The sequence below is a fragment of the Parasaccharibacter sp. TMW 2.1891 genome (assembly GCF_023337675.1).
Lineage (GTDB): Bacteria > Pseudomonadota > Alphaproteobacteria > Acetobacterales > Acetobacteraceae > Bombella > Bombella apis.
Genome location: NZ_QORT01000001.1, coordinates 216421 through 237871, shown reverse-complemented (window position 1 = coordinate 237871; position 21451 = coordinate 216421). Strand labels below are relative to the sequence as shown.

The following is a 21451-nucleotide window of genomic DNA, read 5'->3' as shown; positions in this document are numbered from 1 at the left end:
GAGGGCTGCAACCATCTGCATGGGAGGGCATCCTCCATCCTATGAACAAGGATATTTCCATGCGCTTCAATACACTGCACAAGGGCCTGGCCCTTTCCCTTTTCGGCCTGGGCGCCCTGACCACATCCGCTTTCGCCGATGATGCCGCACCGGCCAGCAACAATGCCCCTGCCGCCGTCTCCAGCAAGCATGTGAAAAGCGTGCGCAAAAAAGAGCATCGCGCCTTCCATCATCTCTCCGAACACGGCCAGAAGGCCATGGCGAACATCGTGCAGGCCCAGCAGTTTCTCGCAGCCGGGCAGAGCGAGCAGGCCCTGCCGGCTCTCAACGCCGCCGTGACCCACCTCCAGGCAGCCGCCAAGGCCCGTGAACAGTTCACAGCCGCCGAAGCCGACCTGCACCCCGCTCCCCAGCATCCTGTCTCCAGCAGCCACACACCCCAGAACGGTCCGACGGACTGGGTCCCGGTCGGGGGTGAGGTCATCGCAACAGACATGCTGGAACCCAGCAAAAAGAGTGCCGTGGCAACGGCTAATGCCCAGCTGAAGGCCGGACAGACCGATCAGGCCGCCCAGACCCTTCAACTCGTCGGGCAGGACATCGACTTCATCATTGCTCTGGCTCCGCTGAACCAGCTCCAGGGTTTTGTGAACCGTGCCCTGATCTTTGCACAGGGTCACAATCCCCAGGCTGCCAACGTGGCCCTGAACGATGCCCTGAACACGCTGGTCTTCGTCTCCGAAAATGTCGTGACCGAAGCCACTGCTGCAGCCCAGAAAACCAAATAAGGCTTTCTCCTGTTTCTGCTGGAGACGGGATTGCCCCAAAAGAAAACCGGCATGTATTCATGCCGGTTTTCTTGTATTCATCCCCCCTGATCCTGCCCCACAACAAGGTATCCACGTAGTCCACACCCCCGAAAAGAGGTGTGGATAATCACTCACACAATACAGTGAAGGTGGCCATTTTCTGCGCCCTCGCACCTGTGGAAAACTCTGTGGGCAAGAGATGGCTCCCCTTGACAGCGAGTCTCATCAGCAAGACCGTGGAGTCGCAGGATCATGAAGAAAAAACCATGCACAGCCACTGCTGGCAGGCCAGCACAACCTCCCCGCCTGCATGGCTGTTTCCCCGCCCTTTTTCAGTGTGTCGTTGGCTGCGTTGCCTGGCTGACCTGCTCCTTATCAGGCAGGGTATCAGACCAGCCCCCACCCAACGCATTGTAGAGACGGGCAAGATCCGTTGCGAACGCACTGTCACTGGCAGCCAGATCAAGCTGGGCTTCCTGCAGTTTCTCCTGTGCTTCCAGAACGGACAGGTAAGTCGCCAGACCAGCCCGATACTGGCTGGTTGCCAGAGACAGAGCCCGCTTCTCGTCATCCACGGTCTTTGCCAATCCTTCATGATGAATCTGCTCATCATGATAGGCCTGCAAGGCATTATCCACCTCATTCCAGGCCTGAAGAACCGTCTGCCGATATTCCACGGCTGCAGCACGCTGTGCTGCCTTTTTCAGACGAAGCTGACCATAAAGCCGCCCGCCCTGGAAAATGGGGAGAGAGATGCTGGGCCCGACATTCCAGGCACGGGCATTCCAGAACCCAAGGTCCCGGAAAGACAGGGTCTGGAACCCGAAATCTGCCGTCACGGTCACCTTGGGATAGAAATCCGCTGTGGCCTCACCAACTTCTGCTACCGTTTCCCGCAGATGCTCTTCCGCCTCCCGGATATCCGGGCGACGATGGGCCAGTTCCGATGGCAGACCAGCCGGAACGAAGGGGGGAACAGTCGGCACACCCGCCGTCTGTCCAAGCTCCTCATTCAGGCTTTGCGGTGGCATGCCCAATAACAGGGCTATGGCATTCTGCTCCCGCGCCACTGTCTCATCCAGATTGGCCTGCTGGGCCTCAATTCCATGAAGACGGGCCTTCATGCTGTCCACATCCAGCTCCGTAACCAGCCCGCTCTTATAGCGGCTCTGCGCCAACGAAAGCAGATTCTGCACGGTGGCATGGCTATCTGCCAGAATGCGCTGACGTTTCTGATCACCCCGCAGCTGGAGATAATCACGGGCCATGTCGGCCTGACGGGCAATGAGAATGCTGCGCCGTTCCTCCTCGCTCATCTTCATCAGGTATTTTGCCGCCTGATACTGGTAGGCCACACGCCCCCAGAGATCGATCTCATAGGTTGCATCAATCTTGTCCTGCCACTGGTTCAGCAGCGGGACCTGGGCCTCTTGGGAGCCCTGAAGAAAATTGGCCTCCTGCGCTGGCAGGTCTGGGAACCCCTTGCCTACACGCTTGAAGATTTCCTGAAGCTGCTTGGAGCTGTGCTGCGAGCGCACATAGGTTCCGTACGCTGAAAGACTGGGGAACCGCTCCGCCCCGGCAATGATCATCTGGGCCCGGCTCTGCGCCAGATTCTGTGTAGCCAGAAGGAAAGACAGGTTCTGCGTGGCCACACGGTCTTCCAGAGATGTCAGCTCAGGGTCGTGAAAACTCTTCCACCAGGCATCCGCCATGGGCAGCTCTGTCACGACAGAAGCGGGAGAGGCCTGTTTACTGGTCCTGTCCTCCGGCGCTGCATTGGCCCCATGAGGGCCATTTCCTTTGGCAGATGCCCCCTTGCCGGACGGCTGGTTGCTACCATTATGCAGGTCATAATGCGGCGGGGCCCAATCCTTCGGCTGATGATATTTAGGGCCGACCATAAGGCACCCCCCCAGCCCCAGCAGAGCCACCCCAGACAGAAGCTGCCAGCTGAAACCGCGTGAAGACAGGTTCCCCACTCCCTTACGGACGGAACGGAACAAATGAGCGTCTTTCACTGTGAAGCTCCTGTAGAATTATCAACATAAAACGGGCCAGAAACAGATCGCCCATATGGACCATGCCGCCCCAGCAGCCTATCATGCCCCTCCATACGCAGGAGCAACCCTTCCACAAAACGATGACCCAGACCGAACACCCGGCCCCCTGTCCGCCCCGCAACAGCAAAGCGGCTTCCCGCAAATGCGAGCAGATCCTCCAGAGTGCTGGACAGCTTTTCCTCCAACAGGGCTATGAGCGAACCTCCATGTCGCAGATCGCTCATCTGGCAGGTGTCTCCAAAGGGTCGCTCTACAACCATTTCGAGAACAAGGCTGATCTGTTCACGGCTTTTTTCGAAGAACGCAGCCGCACACGCCTCAACACGCTGAAATCCGTATCCCGGGCACCTCAGCCTGACCTGCGCACGGCCCTCAGGCAGGCAGCAGCCACCATCATCACCCTGATGATCGACCCGGAGGCCATAGGCCTCTACCGCATCGTCGTGGCAGAGGCCAACGAGTTCCCCAATCTGGCAGACACGCTCTGGCATTACGGTGTCTCCCGGACACTGACCGGCCTTGCCGACTGGTTCGCAGAAAAACATGCAGGCGGCCAACTGGTCATTTCTGACATCGACCTTGCTGCCGAGCAGTTTCTCACGATGTGCCAGACCCGTATCATCCACCGGTGCCGCCTCTCCCTGCCCGTGGACACCAGCCAGAACAGCATAGACGGCGTGGCTACCATGGTGGCGGAAAGTTTTCTCAGGATGTACGCTCCCTGAAACAATCATCCGGCGGGGCTGCTCCGCTCTCAATGGCCACCTCCCCCCTGGCCACCGCCCTTCATCGGGGACATGAGGAAGCAGAACGGCACGATACAGAGAGCCATGATCCCCAGGACATTGAAGAGCTGATTATAGGCCAGCATGGCCACCTGCCGCAGAAACTCCTGATACATATGGGCAACGGCAAAAGCATGCGCACGCAGCGGGGCCAGACCATGCGCTTCCGCCAGCTGCTGGACATGGAAAAGATAGTTTCGGAACTCTGGCCGTGAGGCAATGGCGTGTGAGGACACATCCGTCTGCTGAACCTGACGCATTTCCGTCAACGCCGCTGTAGAGAGCGAAATGGCCTGTGACCCGAAATAGTTCCTTACCATACTGAACAGGGCCGAAGCATCGCCATTCAGCTCTCTCGGCAAGGTCGCATAGGCAATGGTGGAAATGGGCACGAACAGAAAAGCCAGTGGGGCTGTCTGTCTCATGCGGCAAAGTACCAGATACCAGAAGTCCACATCGGAATAGAGCGTGGCTGCGAAGAAGCAGGACAGGGCCATGAAGAAGAAACCCAGCCCGATGAGATACCGGACCTGCACATGCTTCATCAGCATTCCCACAAAGGGAATCAGCACCATCACAGCCATGCCACCCGGTGCCATGAGCTGCCCTGCAATGGTGGCCGTGTAACCCTGCACCTGCTGGGCGAACTGCGGCACGATCACGGCGGACGCATAGAGCAGCACACCCACAGCCCCGATCATGAATGTTCCGAGGGCAAAATTGCGATCCTTCAGCACGCTGAGCCGCAGAAGAGGATTCTTGGCCTTGAGCAGCCAGATGATGGCCCCAAGAGTGCACAGCCCCCCGATAATGGCCATGGTCGTAATGAAAGACGAGCCGAACCAGTCGTCATCCTCACCACGGTCCGCCATGATCTCTAGGCAGCCAAGACCCAGCGAGATCAGACTGATGCCGACAACATCCACCCTCTCCTTCACGGCCTTCACCCATGGCGGATCTTCCACCAGTGCAATCACGGCCATGACCGTCATGATGCCGAAGGGCACGTTGACGTAAAAAATCCATCGCCATGAATAGGTGTCCGTGAGCCATCCTCCTACCAGCGGCCCCAGAACCGGCCCCACCACGATGGCCAGGGCCGTCAGACCGAAGGCTGCGCCACGTTTCTCTGGCGGGAAAATGTCCAGAATGATGGCCTGCTGCACCGGCTGCAATCCACCGCCAAAAAAACCCTGCATCAGGCGGAAAATTACCAGCATTGGCAGAGAGGTGGAGAGACCGCAGAGGAAGGAGGACATGGTGAACATCGCCACGCAGATGAGGAAATACCGTTTCCTTCCAAACCGCTTCGCCAACCAGCTCGAGATCGTCAGCACGATCCCATTGGCCACGAGGTAGGAGGTCAGCGCCCATGTGGCATCATCGTAAGAGCTGCCCAGCGAACCTGCGATATGCGGCAGAGCCACGTTGACAATTGTGGTATCCAGCACTTCCATGAAGGCTGCCAGCGTCACGACAACCGCCACAAGCCAGGGGTTGTGCCTGGGCTTCCAGTTGTGATGCTCCTCTGTCGATGTGTCAGCCATCGCCGGCCTCACTCATCCACATGGACGGTTGGCTCGACCGACATGCCCAGGGAAAGAGGCCGTTCATCATCAAGCCCGCTGTCGATCAGGATTTTCACGGGAATGCGCTGCACGGTCTTCACGAAGTTCCCCGTTGCATTCTCAGGCGGAAAAGCGCTGAAAGATTCACCGGACCCCTTCTGTATGGTGTCCACATGGCCCTTCAGATGCAGCTGGGGGTAAGCATCCACCTCAATCTCGGCCTTCTGGCCCGGCCGCATGTGGGCAAGCTGGGTCTCCTTGTAATTGGCGACGATCCAGACATCCCTGGCCACGATGGAGAACATCTCCTGCCCTGTCTGCACGAAATTGCCCTGCTCCACCGTACGCTGCGACACCCAGCCATCCCGTGGGGCCCGGATGTCCATCCAGTCCACATTCTGGCGGGCCAGCTCCAGCTCGGCCTGGGCTGATTTCAGCGTGGCCTGTGCCTGTGTGTAATGGGCATAGGCATTGCCAATGTTCGCATCCACCGGCTCAGCCTGTGTCAGCTGCCCCTGTGCCTGAAGGACGGAGGCTGTCGCCTCATCCAGCGCAGCACGGGCATAGTCGATATTCTGCTGGGTCGTAGCAGCACGTTCCACACGATGCTGCCGGACATAATCCGTCTGCGCCCGGAAGAGGCGGGCCTTGGCTTCTTTCAGGGCACCCTGGGCAGCCATCAACTGGCCGGGATAATTCTTCTGCGCCACGGCGTAAGAAAGGTTGTAGGACACCATGTCCGCCTCGGCCTGTGCTACGGCAGCCTCCGCCCGATGCAGTTGTGCCAGATAGTCCCGGCCATCAATCTGCACGAGGAGATCACCCTTGTGCACAAACTGGTTGTCATCCACCAGCAGGCGGGAAACATACCCGCTGACATGCGCCGCAATGGAAATCTTGCGGCCTGTCACATAGGCATCATCCGTCTCGACCTTGTTCCGGTTGAAAAAGAGATACAGCCCGATCCCCAGCACGACCATGACCAGAATAAGGACCAGAATGAGCTTCCGTGCCCCACGGTCCCTGAACGGCCTGCCCGCCTGCTGCTCCTGTCCACCCTGTGTGGCAGACTGCGTATCAGACTGTGTAGCGGACTGTGCCATGGTCACCTCTGGAATATGAAAATCATCCGTCCCCCGTCCTGCCCGGCCAGAAACCTCGTGGCATGATGGGACCAGCAATGCTGTGGGAGAAAAATGACCAGTCGGTCATTCTGTGCATGAACAGGCGATATCCCATCCATGTGGAACAATCAAGCAATTGTTGGGCAATTGCCACGACAGTGCCATCATCTGCCCAGCCATGGCTGCCTGGCGCAGGGCGAAAAGACCATGCGGCAGCCAGGCCAGCAGAACCTGTTCAGCCCTCTGAAGAAGCCCTGCGACGACTCGCTGCCTGAAAGGTATTGTGCAGCAGGCAGGCAATGGTCATCGGCCCGACCCCACCCGGAACAGGCGTGATATGCCCGGCAATCTGGCTTGCCTCCTCAAACACCACATCCCCGACGAGACGGCTCTTGCCCTCCGGGGTCTGCACACGGGTGATGCCCACATCAATGACCGTGGCACCGGGTTTGATCCAGCTTCCCTTCACCAGCCCCGCCTTGCCGGTAGCCACGACGAGAATGTCCGCCTCCCGGGCCAATGCCTCGATATTGCGGGTATGGATGTGCGCCACCGTGACCGTACAGTTGGCCCGGAGAAGAAGCTGCGCCATCGGCTTGCCAACCAGATTGGAGGCACCGATGACAACCGCATGCATCCCGGTCATGTCCTCATGGACGGACTGCAACAGCTTGAGACAGCCCAGCGGTGTGCAGGGCACGATGCCATTCTCCATTCCCAGCGCCAGACGGCCCGTATTGACCTCACCCAGACCATCCACGTCCTTGTCAGGATGGATGGCGTTGGTCACGGCAGCAGCATCAATCTGCGGTGGCAGCGGCAGCTGGACGAGAATCCCGTCCACCTTGGGATTGGCATTCAGCTCCTCGATCAGGGCCAGAAGCTCCTCCTGCGAAGTGCTTTCCGGCATCATCTGCATGAAAGACTTCATCCCCGCCCGATGTGTCTGGATCGCCTTGTTCTTGACATACACCTCCGAGGCCGGGTCATTGCCAACCAGAACAACGGCCAGACCGGGCAGCTCATGCCCCTGCTCGACCAGATGTTCAACCTGCTCCCGGATCCCGGCCGTCATGCTGGCGGCCATGGCCTTGCCATCAATCAGTGCCGCCCCGCCATCTGCGTGTACGCTGGATGCTGCCGTCATGCTCAGTAACCCTCTGCCAAACCCGTATTCCCGCCTCTCTATGCCCATTGGACAAGACATGACAAGACCCGATCTTTCCGCTAGAGACTGGAAAACGGAAATGGACAGCCTCTCCAGCCAAAGACGAAGGAACTCACCCCGTGCGTGACGATCTACGCAAGAATTTTGCCAGCGATAATGTGACCCCTGCCTGCCCGGCTGTCATGCAGGCCATCGCTGAAGCCAATACCGGCAATGTTCCTTCCTACGGTCACGACGATCTTTCCCTGGCCCTGAACCAGCGTTTCGGAGATGTATTCCAGGCAGAAGTTGCCGTTTTCCCCGTCACGACAGGGACGGCGGCCAATTCACTGGCCCTCTCGGCCATGGTGCCACCCTATGGCAGTGTCCTCTGCGACCAGAGCGCCCACATCAACACCGAGGAAGGTGGTGCGCCGGAATTTTTCATGCAGGGGGCCAAGCTGGTCGGCCTTCCCTCTCCAGAGGGACGGATGGACCCGGCCAGTCTGCCCCCCACTCTCCAGCTGAACCGCAGCAAGGGTGTTCTGGCCCCCCCTTTTACGGCCCTCTCCCTGACACAGGCCACGGAATGGGGTACGACCTATTCCTGCGAGACCATTGCCGCCCTGTCGGAAAGTGCCCATGACCACGGGCTGACCGTTCACATGGACGGTGCCCGACTGGGCAATGCCATTGCCCATCTGGAATGCAGCCCCGCCGACACCACCTGGAAGGCGGGCATCGATGTCCTGAGCTTTGGCGGCACCAAGGCAGGAGCCATGGCCGCTGAAGCCATTGTCTTCTTCCTCAATGACCGGACCCGCCCAATGGTGGACACCATGACCCGCCGCATCAAACGGGGAGGGCATCTATGGTCCAAACAGCGGTTTCTCTCAGCCCAGCTTCTGGCCCTGCTGCATGACGGCCTCTGGCTGGGAAACTGCCGCCACGCCAATGCCATGTGCCAGCGTCTGCGCCACGGGCTGTACAAACACCCTGCCGTAAACCTGCCCTTTGCCACGGAGAGCAACGAAATCTTTGCTGTCCTGCCAGAAGCACAGGTAAAGCAGCTCCACTCCGAGGGCTACGCATTCTACACCTACCCCACTCCCCAAGGAGTCCCGGGGCAGCTGGTCCGGTTTGTCACCAGCTTCTACACACGCCCTGAAGATGTGGATGCCCTGCTGGAAAGTCTCATCAGCTGACAGGCCGCCAGACAGCACGACCATGAACCGGAGCCCGGAAGCAGCAGCGCCCTGACAGGCCATCACGGCACTGGGTCGCTGGATTTACGGGAAGTCCAGCCAGAGGGCCACATGGCCATCCATTCTGGTAAATGGTCCCCGCTGCCGGGACTGGAGCAGACCATACGGAAAATCCTGCCCTTCCCGTTACGGAAGAGCAGGATTTGCACGGCAGTCTCAGAAAGACAGCAGAAACCGGGCCGGTATCTTACTGGCTGTCCTCGCCATCTTCATCACCATCCCCCGAACCATCCGGAGAAACGGCCACAAAGAGCTGCTGGCCATCCCGCAGGATCCGCAGCAGCGGAGGCTGATGCTGCCTGAGCGCCTTCTGCACCAGCGCGACCACGGCATGGGGATTGGCTGTCATCTGGTTGCCTACCGCCACGATGATGTCCCCGGGACGGATGCCCGCATGGTCGGCAGGGCTGCCCTGCCCCACATCGGCCACAACACAGCCCTGCACGCTGTCATCCAGCCCCAGCTCCTGACGGATCTTGGGCGTGAGCACGCCAAGAGCCAGCCCGAGCTTGCCAGACGGCGCTTCTGCCGTGCTGCCATCCGTACCGGCCCCTTCCTGCCCGCTGCGGGCCTGATTGCCGACCGTAACGGTCAGGGACACCGTCTTGCCATCCCGCAGCACGGTAAATGTCCCCTTGGAACCCGGCGCCATGGATACGACCTTCACGGCGAGGTCGTGCGCACTGCGGACATCGTGACCATCCAGCGACAGGACCACATCGCCACTCTTCAGCCCGGCCCTGTCTGCCGGTCCCCCCTTGATGAGATTGGCCACCAGCGCCCCATGGGACGGGGCACCGGGATGGTCGCTGCTGACCAGCCCAAGGGCACGGGCCATGGTCGGGGTTATGTCCTGCGTCTCCACACCGATGAAGCCACGCACCACATGGCCAGTGGCCCGCAACTGATCCACCACCGAGCGCACCGTGGCGGACGGAATGGCAAAACCAATCCCGATGGACCCGCCACCATTGGGCGACATGATCATGGAATTGACACCAATCACCTTGCCATCCAGCGTGATGAGCGGGCCACCGGAGTTGCCGTGATTGATGGGCGCATCCACCTGTATGAAGTCGTTATAGGCACCGGAATGGAGGTCACGCCCCAGAGCGGAAATGATGCCCGCCGTCACCGTACCGCCCAGACCGTACGGATTGCCGACGGCCACGACCCACTGCCCCGGCTGCACGTCGTCGGAATTGCCCAGCTCGACATAAGGCAGATGGTCGGCCTTCACACGCAGCAGGGCAATGTCCGTCTTGGCGTCATGACCGATGACCTTTGCTGGCATGGTCGTCCCGTCATCCAGCTTCACGCTGACCTTCGTGGCACCATTGATGACATGATTGTTGGTCACGATGTAGCCATCAGCCGAAATGATGAAACCCGACCCCCGAGCCTCCACCATGCGGTTGGACGGCATACCTGGCATCATCTGGAACGGGAAGGGAAAGGACGGGAACGGGAATGAAAACCCCTGCGGCCCGCCACTCCCTCCGGATGGTCCCCCTTCTTCATCATCAGCGCCCTCGCGGATATGGGCCGTGATGGACACGACTGCCGGTTTGACCTGTTTTACGATCTGCACAAAGTCGGGAATCCCCTGCCCGCCCGACATCTGCGGACGGATGGGAGCATTCTGGGCCACGGCAGGCAGCGGAAGGCTGGCCAGACCCAACACGGGCAGCATGGCCATGCATGCCAGAGACAGACGGGAAGGCGATTTCATCGCAGAGATTTCCTGACGCTAGATGTTAAACTCTTATCAACTGGAACTGTCCTACTAGATAGGAACAGGGCAGGCCGCTCTGCAAGCAAGTGCCACATAAAAGAAATGTAAGGCATGGCCAGCCATGCCCCTCTCCGGCCCTTTCCCAAGGCTCTTGCTGACAGGGCGGCATGATTTTACAACAGGCACCATGCAGACCACATCCCCCCCCATCAGGCAGGGCACATTCTGGCCGGAATTTCTCCGGGGCATGAAGACATCCCTGCCGCTGCTCATCGCCTTCGTGCCGTTCGGCCTCCTTCTGGGCAGCAGAGCCGTACAGAAGGGGTTCTCCATTGTGGAAGTTCCCCTGCTGACAGGCCTCAACTTTGCTGGTGGGTCAGAATTCGCCGCTGTCGGCCTCTGGTCCATTCCCCCTGCCATCCTGCTGCTGGCCGGGGTGACCTTCCTCATCAACAGCCGTCACATTCTCATGGGGGCAACGCTGGCCCCGCATCTGCGCCATCTGCCTCGCTGGAAGATCTTTCTGCTGCTCTTCTTCATGTGTGACGAGGTCTGGGCGCTCACGCTGGCTGACCTGCATGACAGGCCGGGATGCCGCTTCAGCACCGGCTTCTATGGCGGCATCACGGTCTGCCTGTATCTCTGCTGGCTCATTTTCACCTTCATGGGCGGCTATACAGGCAACCTGCTGGGTGACATGACCCGCTATGGCGTGGACATGGCCTTTCCCGCCGTCTTCATCATGCTGCTGAAGGGCATGTGGAAAGGGGCCCGCAATGCCCTGCCATGGTGTGTCAGCCTTGGCGTTGCCGTGCTGGTCTATCACCTGCTGCCCGGAGCCTGGTATGTCCCGGCTGGAACGCTGGCCGGAATCATCACGGCCCTGCTGGTGGTGAGGGGCGCATGATCCTTCATCTCCCTGCCCTGCTGGCCATTATCGTCATGGCTCTGGTGACATACCTGACACGCATCAGCGGCTATCTGCTGCTCGCAGGCCGCTGCCTCTCGCCCCGCATGCAGGCCATCATGGACATCGTGCCCGGCTGCGTGCTGGTAGCCGTCATTGCCCCGGACTTTGCCACAGGCCGCCCGGCGGACATTCTGGGACTGCTCGCCACCATTCTGGCCGCCACACGTTTCTCCCTCCTGCCCACCATGCTCTGCGGAATCATCACGACGGGGCTGCTCCGGGCCGTGCTGGGGTAATCAGTCCCTCTGCCGCAGCACCCGGAAGAAACGCCGAAGCTGCGCTCCGGCCTCACGTTCCCGCACACCACTGATGATCTCCCCGGGCCGGTGCAGGCAGCCCGGCCGGGCAAAAAGACGGGGCCCATGGTCCACCCCACCCCCCTTGGGGTCGTAAGCGCCATAAATCACACGACTGAGCCGGAAATGGGTGATGGCCGCAGCACACATCGGGCAGGGTTCCAGCGTCACGACCAGCGTGCAGCCTTCCAGCCGGGCCGTGCCACAATGGCGTGCTGCCTGCCTCATGGCCAGCAGCTCGGCATGAGCGCTGGCATCGTGATGATCCTCGACATGGTTGCGGGCCATGGCCAGAACATGCCCCTGCCCATCCAGCACTACGGCCCCGACAGGCACCTCCCCCATGCGGGCAGCCTCATCCGCCAGGGCCAGGGCCTGCTGCATGGCCTGCTGTGTTGTCATGACGGCGGGAAAAGACATGCACACGCACCCCTGATACTGGAAAACCAACCACAAAATCCCTCCCTGACTGCTTTATAGAGCCGTAAATGGATTGCCAAGGAAAGGCCGGACACTGTATGTCCGCAGGTTATGAAAGATGTTGCATCCCCTTCCTCCGAAACACAGCGTGGTGAACGCATTGCCAAGGCTCTGGCCCGCCGCGGGGTGGCCAGCCGCCGTGACATCGAACGGATGATAGGGGAAGGCCGCATCACCCTTGGTGGCAGCCCGGTCACCCATCCAGCCACTTTCATCCAGCCGGGTGATGTTGTCTGCGTGGATGGCAAGCCCGTGGACCCGCCCCAGCGGACCCGCCTCTGGCGCTATCACAAGCCCGCCGGGCTGGTCACGACCCATCACGACCCGGAAGAACGCCGCACGGTTTTCGACTCCCTGCCCGCCGCCATGCCCCGTGTTGTCAGCGTGGGACGGCTAGACCTGAACTCCGAGGGACTGCTGCTGCTGACCAATGATGGCGGCCTGGCCCGTGAGCTGGAACTGCCCTCCCGCCAGTGGATCCGCCGTTACCGTGTCCGTGTTTTCGGTCTTGTGGATGAACGGCGGCTGAAAGAGCTTGCAAAAGGCTGTGTGCTGGATGGTGTGCAGTATGGTCCCATCGAGGCAACGCTGGATTCCTCCAAAGGGGACAATTCATGGCTGACCGTCAGCCTGCGGGAGGGCAAGAACCGCGAAATCCGCAAGGTCATGATGGGCATGAACCTCCATGTCAGCCGCCTCATCCGCCTCTCCTACGGCCCCTTCAGCCTTGGCACTCTCAAACCCCATGAGCTGGAAGAGGTCTCGCACAAGACCCTGCTGGAGCAGATTCCGGGCCTGAAGTCCGGCAGGACCGGCAGGACACGGTCCTGACACCATGAGGATCATTGCCGGTACAGCCCGCAACCGTCGCCTTCAGGTCCCCGCAGGGATGACCACCCGCCCGACAGCCCAGCGCGCCCGGCAGACCCTCTTTGACATGCTCATGCATGCTCCCTGGTTTGGCCGGGATGAGCTGGAAAAAGCGCTGGTACTGGATGCCTTCGCCGGTACGGGTGCCCTGGGGCTGGAGGCCCTCTCCCGTGGGGCACGGTTTGCCACCTTCATGGAAGGAAGCCGTCCCGGCATTGCCGCCCTCCAGGCCAATCTCCGCAGCTGCGGCATGGCGGACCGTGCCCGCCTGCGCCATTGTGACGTAACCCATCCCCCCAAGGCGCCTCAGCCTCATACGCTCATTTTTCTCGACCCTCCCTATCACAAAGGGCTGGTGCAGAAGGGCCTGCGCACATTGTGGCGTGCAGGCTGGGTGGCTGACGGAGCCCTGATTGTTGCAGAAACGGAAACCACGCCCCTCCAGAATGATGGCCGGGACCCTGGAGAGCCCTTCCAGCCCTTCCATGCCCATCTCCTGCCCAGCCTTGCGGCTCCCCCGCCAGAACTGCTGGCACAGCGCAGTTTCGGCGCTGCCACGCTGCATGTCTGGCGCCATGATGGCAGTGTCAAAGGCAGCCGCCCCGTGCCCTGATCCGGGCGAACGGGTGGTTCCGCTTTCCAGAATCAGTCCGGACAGGCTATATTGCGGGCCGATCATGCCTTCCTGACCCGCCAGAGGATCTGCCCCTGTGCTTTCCCGCTTCCGCCTTCCCGCCAAGCTGCGTGCCATCCTGCCTGCCTCACGGCACAGCCATGCCAGCACCATTGACCCATTTCCCGGGCATGACATGGCGGACGACACCCTGGACATTCCCGCATGGCATGACTCCCCCTTTTCCCGCATCCTCTCGGCACGGATGATGGAAATACTGGCTGTCATTCTCCTCATCATGGCACTGGCGATTGCGGCTTCCCTTTTCAGCTTCAATCCGCATGATCCCTCCTTCAACACCGCCACAGGCACTGAACCGACCAATCTGCTCGGACGTTTCGGAGCCACCATTGCCGATGGGCTGATGCAGCTGCTCGGCCTGGCAGGCATTGTCCCTGTCCTCGTCCTGCTGGCATGGACGTGGCAGCTCCTGCGCCATCACCATCTTGGCCTGCCTCTGCTCCGCCTCGTAGCTGCGGCACTGTTCTGTCCGGCCGCCGCAATGACGATCGGCCTGTTACAGCTGACCGTTCCCGGGCTGGGCATTGCCTGGCCCACCAGCAGCGGGCTGGGAGGGGAAACCGGCGTTTTCTTTGCCCAGAAGCTGTTGAATCTTGTCTCGGGTGAAACTGGCAGCATGGGGGGCATTCTCTCCATCCTGATCAGCCTTGCCATACTGGCCGTCTTCTGTCCCCTGTCCATGGGGCTGCAGGGGCGGGAGTGGCGCTCCGTTGGCCGCGGCCTCAGCGCCCTGGTGCGCCTCCCTGTCAGGGCCCTGCTCCGCTCCCGCAGAGCAACCCCCGAGGCAGAACGGCATGTCGCTTATCCTTCAGGCTCTGGCGGTCCCATCCGCCATGGACGCCCGGCCATGGGAAATGCCCCTCTTCCATCCGGTTTCATCATGCGCAACCTCAGCCGACAGGCAGAGCGGACAGCACCAGCCCCCACCGGCACCACGCCATGGTCCCCCATGCAGCAGGGGGCGGCCCCCTGGCAGAAGCCCTCTTCCGCCCAGACACAACCCCCTCCCCGGCCTGACCCGGTCCCTGTCCAGGAAGAAGACGCCCTTCAGGCCACACAGCCGGAAGACGAAGCCGACAATCCCTATGCCCGTATGCTGGCCCATATCCGCCACGACCCCGGGCGGACAAGCACGGTCCAGCGCCGCCATGCGGAAGAGACCCATGACGACATCTCCGGCGCCCCCCTGGATATCCAGCCACAGGAACTTTCCGGTCCGGCACAGCAGCCCGGCTTCCTGAAGCGCTTCATGGCCGCCACCAGCCCGGCGACTGGTGCCGGGTCGGGCTCTTCCGGCATGGTGGAAGAAACAGCCTACAATGCTGCTCCCACCATGCAGGCAGCTACGGATCATGCAGTCGGCATGAACGGGGCTCCGGCCCATGAAGGCTCCATGCAACCGGGCGGGGCATCTGTCATGCCACCACGCCCTGTTCCGCCACCACCCGGTATGGCTCCGGGACCACTGCCCGGCATGACAGCCCCTTCCGCCTGGCTGCCACCTTCCATTGGCCTGCTCAACCCGCTGCCAGACCAGAACGAAACTGGTCCTTCCGAAGAGGCTCTCCAGGCCAATGCCCAGATGCTGGAAAAAGTGCTGGATGATTACGGCGTACAGGGAACCATTACCGATTACCGGGCCGGGCCAGTCGTCACACTCTATGAGCTGGAGCCAGCCCCTGGCGTGCGCTCCTCCCGGGTGATCGGACTGGCTGATGACATCGCCCGCACCCTTGCCGTGCTGAGCGTCCGCATCGCCACAGTGCCGGGCCGGAATGTCATCGGGATTGAGGTCCCCAACAAGACCCGTGAGACAGTCTATTTCCCTGAGCTTCTGCTCTCACCGGCCTGGAAAGAAAACCGCAGCAAGCTGCCACTGGCCCTTGGCAAGGACATTGCCGGGGAGCCCATCATGGCCGATCTGGCACGGATGCCGCATCTGCTCGTGGCCGGAACGACCGGGTCCGGCAAGTCAGTCGGGATCAACGCCATGATCCTCTCGCTGCTCTACCGGCTCAGCCCGGAAGACTGCCGCCTCATCATGATCGACCCGAAGATTCTGGAGTTGTCCATCTATGACGGCATCCCGCATCTGATGACCCCGGTGGTGACCGAACCACCCAAGGCTGTCAGTGCTCTGAAATGGGCCGTACAAGAAATGGACCGCCGTTATCGCCTGATGGCGGATCATGGTGTGCGGAATATCAGCAGTTACAATGACCGGATACGCCACCTGAAAGCCTCCGGTGAAACACCTACCCGCCGCATCCAGACAGGCTACGACCCGGAAACGGGCCGCCCCGTTTTTGACGAACATCGCCTGCCATTGGAACACCTCCCCTACATCGTCATCGTCATTGATGAGATGGCTGACCTGATGATGGTGGCCGGTAAAGAGATTGAAGCTTCCGTGCTGCGTCTGGCCCAGAAAGCCCGTGCCGCTGGCGTGCATGTCATCATGGCCACGCAGCGTCCTTCTGTTGATGTGATCACCGGAACGATCAAGGCCAACTTCCCAACCCGCATTTCCTTCCAGGTCACCAACAAATACGACAGCCGCACCATTCTGGGTGAGCAGGGGGCCGAACAGCTTCTTGGCCGGGGTGACATGCTCTTCATGCAGGGTGGTGCCCGCATCACCCGTGTGCATGGGCCGTTCATCAGTGATGAAGAGGTCGAAGCCGTGGTGGCCGACCTGCGCTCCAAAGGCTCCCCTGTCTACAACACCGAGGTGCTGGCTGACGAACAGGAAGAGGAAGAGGCATCCTCCAGCGGCAAAGGGGGCGGCAAAGGTTCTGATGAAGATCAGGACAGTGCCCTTTATGAACAGGCAACGGAACTTGTCGTCCGGGCCCAGAGGGCATCCACCAGCTTCGTGCAGCGCCATCTCCGCATAGGCTATAACAGGGCTGCCAACATCATCGACCAGATGGAGAGGGAAGGTATCATCAGCGCTGCCAACCATGTGGGAAAACGGGATGTTCTGGCAACAAAGGCCTCTCTGGGGCTGGACCGGCACGATCCTGATGACGAGGACTGACCCATGGCGCCCCCTCCCCTCTTCCAGCCCGGAAAGGAGCTGCCCCTCCTCTGGGAGGACCGTCATTTTGTCGTCATCAACAAGCCGGCAGGACTTGCCGCCCATCCCGGCCCCAAAGTCCAGGACAGTGTCGAGAGCCGTCTGCTCCCCCAGAAGCGGGGCGGCCCGTGGCTGGTCCACCGGCTGGATGCTGATACGGCAGGGTGCCTTCTCATAGCCCGACGCAAATCAGCCCTTGTTGCTGCGCAGAAGGCCTTTGCCACACATGAAACCATCAAACGGTACTGGGCACTGGTTGAAGGACATCCCACCAGACAGCAGGGCACTCTCACAACCCTGCTGCGACGTGTTTCCTCAATCCGGCAGGGATGGAAAATGGTCTCCGACCCCATGCCCGAAACAGTACACCCTTCCCAGACTGACCAGGGCCGTCTGGCCCGGACGTCATGGTGTGTTCTGGCCAGTGACGGAACATCCAGCCTGCTGGAGCTGACCCTCCATACAGGACGGACCCACCAGGCCCGTGTCCATTGCGCCGCACTGGGCACACCCATCATCGGGGATGGTCTTTATGGCAGCCGCCATGATGCAGGCCGGATGCGTCTGCTCGCCCGCTCCCTGGAAGTGCCCGTCAGGCTGGTCTCTCCACCGGAAACGGACAGAACCGTCCCCCAGATCGCCAGCTCATGCCGCATAAAGGCCACAGCAGGAGACGTGGAACTGGAGCGGTTTCTCCAGGCCCACGCCATCCCAGCCAGACCGTAATATCCTCAGGCAGAATGGAACAGATCAGCTTCCAGCTGGTCCGGGTTATCCCTGTAACGCTCGGGGTCCGTCTGTTCCGTAATGGCAAAATAGGCCCCGTTCTTTATGAAATCCATATAGTTGCGGCCTGATTTCAGATAATGGAAAACGCACCAGAGCAGATTGCAGTTCTTTTCCAGAATGGGAAATACCCGCTCTTTCTCATGATAGGGGATATCCATTTCCGGGACGAAGGCATGATATGTATCCGCATTGAGCGGCATGTAATCGTACCCGTCCACCCCATTGTTCTTGAACTCGTCAGACGCTAGGAGCTGGATCAGCTGAAAATAGATACCTCCACCCTCCTCAAGATAAAACAGGACCCTGTCCCGGAATACCGGGTCTTCATCCACAAACATGGACTCCAAGGAGTTATGCACGATGGTGGCCAATATCGGGAAATAGACGGCCATGTCGACGTTATATTTTGAACAGATGTAGTACCAGCGGTCTTTCCGTGAGTAGAAATCCGTGAAGGTGGCGGCAAACCCCCTCATGACATCGCTTATGAACCGGTTGGCCCCCTGGATGCGCTGATGGATCTCCTGGCCAGCACGTTCTGCGAGGATCAGCTCTGTCAGGATCGTATTCTGCATGCCAATCAGGTCAAATCCATTGGAATAGTAGGGGTCCCATATTCCGTAGGCATCCCCCACCAGAGCCCAGCGCTCATCACTCACCCAATAATCAGACTGGGTAGCAAACCGCCTCAAGATCCTGAAGTCCATGATGGGAAACTGTTCCTCATCAAGATAATCCATCAGGACCCGGACATTGTCTCTCAACCAGAGCTTTGTCTTCTCCCATGTGGCGAGATCCTGGAACTCGTACATGTTCTCATCAAAAATGATGCCGACACTTGTCACGTTCTCAGAAAGACGCAGGATCCATACCCAGTATCCTACACCTTCCAGATGAATGGAGCTCCATGACCGATTCTCCGTCGTGAAAGGGTTGTCGCTGGTCAGTGGCAGAAAATCATCCACATTGACACCACCCCCAACCCGGAACCAGACAGACGAATGGTTGAGTGGCAACCTGTGTGTGAGGTCGAATTTACGGGCCAGCAGCTTCTTCAGCCCGGCAGCATCAACAAGCCAGTGCGCTTTCAACGTTCTGGAACTTTTATCATTCCTGTCCAGAACATGAACGTGCTTTTCACCATCAACCGTTTCGAAATCAAGATATTTATGGTTCAGGTAAAAATCCACTTTGTCTTTGACAAGGTCAAAAAGATCATTCTCAAGCTTCCCACGCTCGAAATGAAAGGCATGGTTGGGAGTGAAATTATTGTAACCCATTTCCTGATAGGATGATTCATTGATCTTGAAAAAACGCATTCCCAGCTTCCGCGGGTAACGCTCCTTCATGAATTCCTTCAGCCCGAGCATCTGATCAAAATAAACAGCCCCTATTTCATTGAAGGACTCACCGACCTTGTCTGATATGTCATCGAGGGGAAAGGAAGAATCATGCACAATGGCAATGCGCAGGTCACTGGACTTTTTCCTGAGCTGATAGGCCAGTGTCAGTCCAGCAAATCCCGCACCAATAATAAGGACGTCATACATCACAACTCACCCTGTACTCCACACATGACGCAACTGCCAGCTTCTGGAACCTGACAATCAGATACACTGGGCTGTCCCGATCCGTTCATCCCACATTGTCATATGGGACAGCTTCCTTCACCGGATTACTCCCACGACCAGTATCACCGTGGAAAGCCATATCAGGCAAGTCATTTTGTTAATTAAAAATAAACCATTCCCACAGAGGGAATCTGATCCCCTGAACAGGCATGAACCTCACACGGGGTCCATCAACATCCGCGTCACGGCCTTCTTGAAAGGGGCCAGACGGTTGGCCAGCATAAGTCCGGCCCGGCGGGCCAGAGGGAATGGTCCGTCATCCCGGGTGTAGGCCACAGCAATGGCATTGGTCGCCGTAAAGAGCGGGAAAGTTGCCTTGCGATGTCGCCGCTCAAAACGCTGGAGCGACGCCGCATCACCCGGGTCCCCAGGTCCAGCGCTCAACTCCTGCACCAGTGTTTCCTGCCCCCGGATGCCGAAATTGAAACCATGTGCCGTAATGGGGTGCATACCCACGGCAGCATCACCAATCAGGGCCACACGGGGAGCCTGAAAGCGATGGGCATAGACGGCCTTGAGCGGGTAGGTGATACGGTCGCTCATCACCCGCAGGAGGCCGAGCCGTTCATCCGTCCGACGGGTGATCTCGGCATTGAAATCATCCGGGGCCGCTACACGAAGTCGGGCAATATCATCCGGCGGCAGGGTCAGCACCAGAGACGAAATATCGCCCATACCCCCATCCGGGGCGACCGGCAGGAGGGCGATCGTCTGGCGTTCATCAAACCATTGCAGGGCCGTATTGTCATGCGGTGTAAGGTGCCGCATCCGGCAGACAAGGATGCTCATGCCGAAATCATGCACGATGGCCCCGATCCCGGCCAGCTCCCGTATCTGGGAGAAGCGGCCATCCGCCCCGACCAGAAGACGGGCCTGCATGGCCCGCCCATCCGACAGCCGGACCTGCACGGCATCCCGCCCGGTCTGATACCCTGTCACGCCTGTCTGGCAGAGCAGGGTGATGCCCTCTGTCCGGCTCACGACACGATGAAGGGCACGACGGATGAGATGATTGGCCACCAGAAAGCCCAGCGGTTCCCCTTCTGGCCCCGCATCGGACAAGGCAGCCCCTCCCCCATTCGGCGCATGGAAAATGAGAGGAGGGCCGCCCAGACTGCCACTCTCCACCCGGGCGACATCAAGGGGGCAGATGGCCTCTGCCGGAATCTCGTCCCAAACGCCATGCTGTTTCAGCCAATGCACGGTATGGTGGGTCAGGGCAATTTCCCGCCCATCGAAGGACGGAGCCTCCAGCACGCTGCAGGGAGCTTTTTCCACCACGCTCACCTGCCAGCCTTCCCGGGCAAAAGACAGGGCGGCCGCCAGACCGGCAGGACCACCACCAGCGACCACCACATCACAGGCGGAACCCCCCTTCTGTTCTGGCCCCTCTGCCTGATGATCATTACCATGTCGTGTCATGATGCAGCCCCTGTCCCCCAATTCTCCCTGGTCACGGCTTTAACCTACCAGGCATGCCCCGGCAAGCAGCCCGTCCCCGTCCTCAGCGTTGCCTGTCATCCGCACCGAATGTGACAGGTGTCTGCCCATCCCAGAAAGCCACATGATCACCCACATCCGGGCGGACATGGGCCCGTTCCGGCTTTTCTGGCGTACCGACAAGCAGGAACCCCGCAAGCCGGTGCGGGGCCTCCAGCCCCAGCTGGCTGAGCAGGGACCGGTCCTCACAGAACCTCCCGCTGATCCATACCCCTCCGAATCCTTCCATGTGCAGGGCATTGAGGACATTCATGGCCCCGGCGGCCACAGCCATTTCCTGCTCCATGACGGGAACCTTGTGCTCCGGCCGGAGATGCATCCCCAGTGCAATGACCATCGGCGTCTCGGAAAAACGCCTGCGCCGCTTCTCACGCTTCTTCTCCGGGGCATCAGGCTCCTGCCGGGCCACGGCGGCAACAACATGTCCGGCAAAGGCCGGGCGGGCATCGCCAGCAATCACCACATACCGCCACGGGCAGAGATGCCCATGATCCGGAGCCCTCAGCCCGGCGGAGAGGATGCGGGCCAGCACCTCTCCCTGCGGAGCCGGAGCGACCAGATCGCCTGTCGAGGAACGCTCCAGCAACACATCAAGCGGGGAAACGGATGAAGCCTGCGCCATGATGACGGCTCTCCTGAAAATCTT

Annotated in this window: 18 protein-coding genes; 9 read left to right on the top strand and 9 right to left on the bottom strand. The window is 59.9% G+C overall.

Annotation, left to right across the window (positions count from 1 at the left end):
* Positions 1-59 precede the first annotated feature (59 nt).
* On the top strand, positions 60-788 hold the full coding sequence (locus tag DTJ15_RS00985; RefSeq protein ID WP_081563391.1) for a YfdX family protein: 729 nt from the start codon (positions 60-62) through the stop codon (positions 786-788).
* Between the two features lie 353 nt (positions 789-1141).
* On the opposite strand, the gene DTJ15_RS00980 is transcribed toward DTJ15_RS00985, so the two are convergent.
* On the bottom strand, positions 1142-2830 hold the full coding sequence (locus tag DTJ15_RS00980) for an efflux transporter outer membrane subunit (protein WP_249109217.1): 1689 nt from the start codon (positions 2828-2830) through the stop codon (positions 1142-1144).
* 83 nt (positions 2831-2913) lie between these two features.
* Here DTJ15_RS00980 and DTJ15_RS00975 point away from each other — a divergent pair, with 83 nt between their 5' ends.
* Positions 2914-3597 (top strand): TetR/AcrR family transcriptional regulator, encoded by a 684-nt coding sequence (locus DTJ15_RS00975; protein ID WP_227449770.1) that lies wholly within the window; start codon positions 2914-2916, stop codon positions 3595-3597.
* A gap of 29 nt (positions 3598-3626) precedes the next feature.
* On the opposite strand, the gene DTJ15_RS00970 is transcribed toward DTJ15_RS00975, so the two are convergent.
* From DTJ15_RS00970 to folD, 3 genes are all read right to left on the bottom strand, one after another.
* A complete protein-coding gene (locus DTJ15_RS00970; protein WP_043562050.1) occupies positions 3627-5204 on the bottom strand; it encodes a DHA2 family efflux MFS transporter permease subunit in 1578 nt (525 codons plus the stop codon).
* A gap of 8 nt (positions 5205-5212) precedes the next feature.
* Positions 5213-6328 carry an HlyD family secretion protein gene (locus tag DTJ15_RS00965; RefSeq protein WP_043562047.1) on the bottom strand — a complete coding sequence of 372 codons (1116 nt, stop codon included), beginning with the start codon at positions 6326-6328 and terminating at the stop codon, positions 5213-5215.
* Between the two features lie 256 nt (positions 6329-6584).
* A complete protein-coding gene (gene folD, locus DTJ15_RS00960) occupies positions 6585-7496 on the bottom strand; it encodes a bifunctional methylenetetrahydrofolate dehydrogenase/methenyltetrahydrofolate cyclohydrolase FolD (protein WP_086431762.1) in 912 nt (303 codons plus the stop codon).
* Positions 7497-7636: 140 nt separating this feature from the next.
* On the opposite strand from folD, the gene DTJ15_RS00955 reads away from it, so the two are divergent.
* A complete protein-coding gene (locus DTJ15_RS00955; protein ID WP_249109215.1) occupies positions 7637-8701 on the top strand; it encodes a beta-eliminating lyase-related protein in 1065 nt (354 codons plus the stop codon).
* Positions 8702-8948: 247 nt separating this feature from the next.
* On the opposite strand, the gene DTJ15_RS00950 is transcribed toward DTJ15_RS00955, so the two are convergent.
* A complete protein-coding gene (locus tag DTJ15_RS00950) occupies positions 8949-10493 on the bottom strand; it encodes a Do family serine endopeptidase (RefSeq protein ID WP_249109214.1) in 1545 nt (514 codons plus the stop codon).
* Positions 10494-10743: 250 nt separating this feature from the next.
* Here DTJ15_RS00950 and DTJ15_RS00945 point away from each other — a divergent pair, with 250 nt between their 5' ends.
* Positions 10744-11403: an AzlC family ABC transporter permease gene (locus tag DTJ15_RS00945; RefSeq protein WP_227449769.1), complete on the top strand. Its 660-nt coding sequence runs from the start codon at positions 10744-10746 to the stop codon at positions 11401-11403.
* Complete coding sequence (locus DTJ15_RS00940) at positions 11400-11702, top strand: AzlD family protein (RefSeq protein ID WP_043562038.1); 303 nt, start codon at positions 11400-11402, stop codon at positions 11700-11702. The genes DTJ15_RS00945 and DTJ15_RS00940 overlap by 4 nt, the downstream gene beginning before the upstream one ends.
* Here DTJ15_RS00940 and DTJ15_RS00935 read toward each other — a convergent pair whose 3' ends face one another.
* Positions 11703-12182 (bottom strand): nucleoside deaminase, encoded by a 480-nt coding sequence (locus DTJ15_RS00935; RefSeq protein ID WP_227431393.1) that lies wholly within the window; start codon positions 12180-12182, stop codon positions 11703-11705.
* A 111-nt stretch (positions 12183-12293) separates the two neighbouring features.
* On the opposite strand from DTJ15_RS00935, the gene DTJ15_RS00930 reads away from it, so the two are divergent.
* The 4 genes from DTJ15_RS00930 to DTJ15_RS00915 all read left to right on the top strand — a co-directional run bounded on the left by DTJ15_RS00930 (position 12294) and on the right by DTJ15_RS00915 (position 17611).
* Complete coding sequence (locus DTJ15_RS00930; protein WP_043562036.1) at positions 12294-13073, top strand: pseudouridine synthase; 780 nt, start codon at positions 12294-12296, stop codon at positions 13071-13073.
* 4 nt (positions 13074-13077) lie between these two features.
* A complete protein-coding gene (locus DTJ15_RS00925) occupies positions 13078-13725 on the top strand; it encodes an RsmD family RNA methyltransferase (protein ID WP_043562032.1) in 648 nt (215 codons plus the stop codon).
* Positions 13726-13822: 97 nt separating this feature from the next.
* Positions 13823-16846: a DNA translocase FtsK gene (locus tag DTJ15_RS00920; protein ID WP_249109213.1), complete on the top strand. Its 3024-nt coding sequence runs from the start codon at positions 13823-13825 to the stop codon at positions 16844-16846.
* A gap of 3 nt (positions 16847-16849) precedes the next feature.
* On the top strand, positions 16850-17611 hold the full coding sequence (locus DTJ15_RS00915; protein WP_249109212.1) for an RluA family pseudouridine synthase: 762 nt from the start codon (positions 16850-16852) through the stop codon (positions 17609-17611).
* Positions 17612-17616: 5 nt separating this feature from the next.
* On the opposite strand, the gene DTJ15_RS00910 is transcribed toward DTJ15_RS00915, so the two are convergent.
* The 3 genes from DTJ15_RS00910 to DTJ15_RS00900 all read right to left on the bottom strand — a co-directional run bounded on the left by DTJ15_RS00910 (position 17617) and on the right by DTJ15_RS00900 (position 21427).
* Positions 17617-19224 (bottom strand): NAD(P)/FAD-dependent oxidoreductase, encoded by a 1608-nt coding sequence (locus tag DTJ15_RS00910; protein ID WP_081562670.1) that lies wholly within the window; start codon positions 19222-19224, stop codon positions 17617-17619.
* Between the two features lie 237 nt (positions 19225-19461).
* The gene (gene ubiM, locus DTJ15_RS00905) at positions 19462-20727 is read right to left on the bottom strand and encodes a 5-demethoxyubiquinol-8 5-hydroxylase UbiM (RefSeq protein WP_249109211.1); all 1266 of its coding nucleotides are present in this window, start codon (positions 20725-20727) and stop codon (positions 19462-19464) included.
* An 82-nt stretch (positions 20728-20809) separates the two neighbouring features.
* A complete protein-coding gene (locus tag DTJ15_RS00900; protein ID WP_043562027.1) occupies positions 20810-21427 on the bottom strand; it encodes a nitroreductase in 618 nt (205 codons plus the stop codon).
* Positions 21428-21451 lie beyond the last annotated feature (24 nt).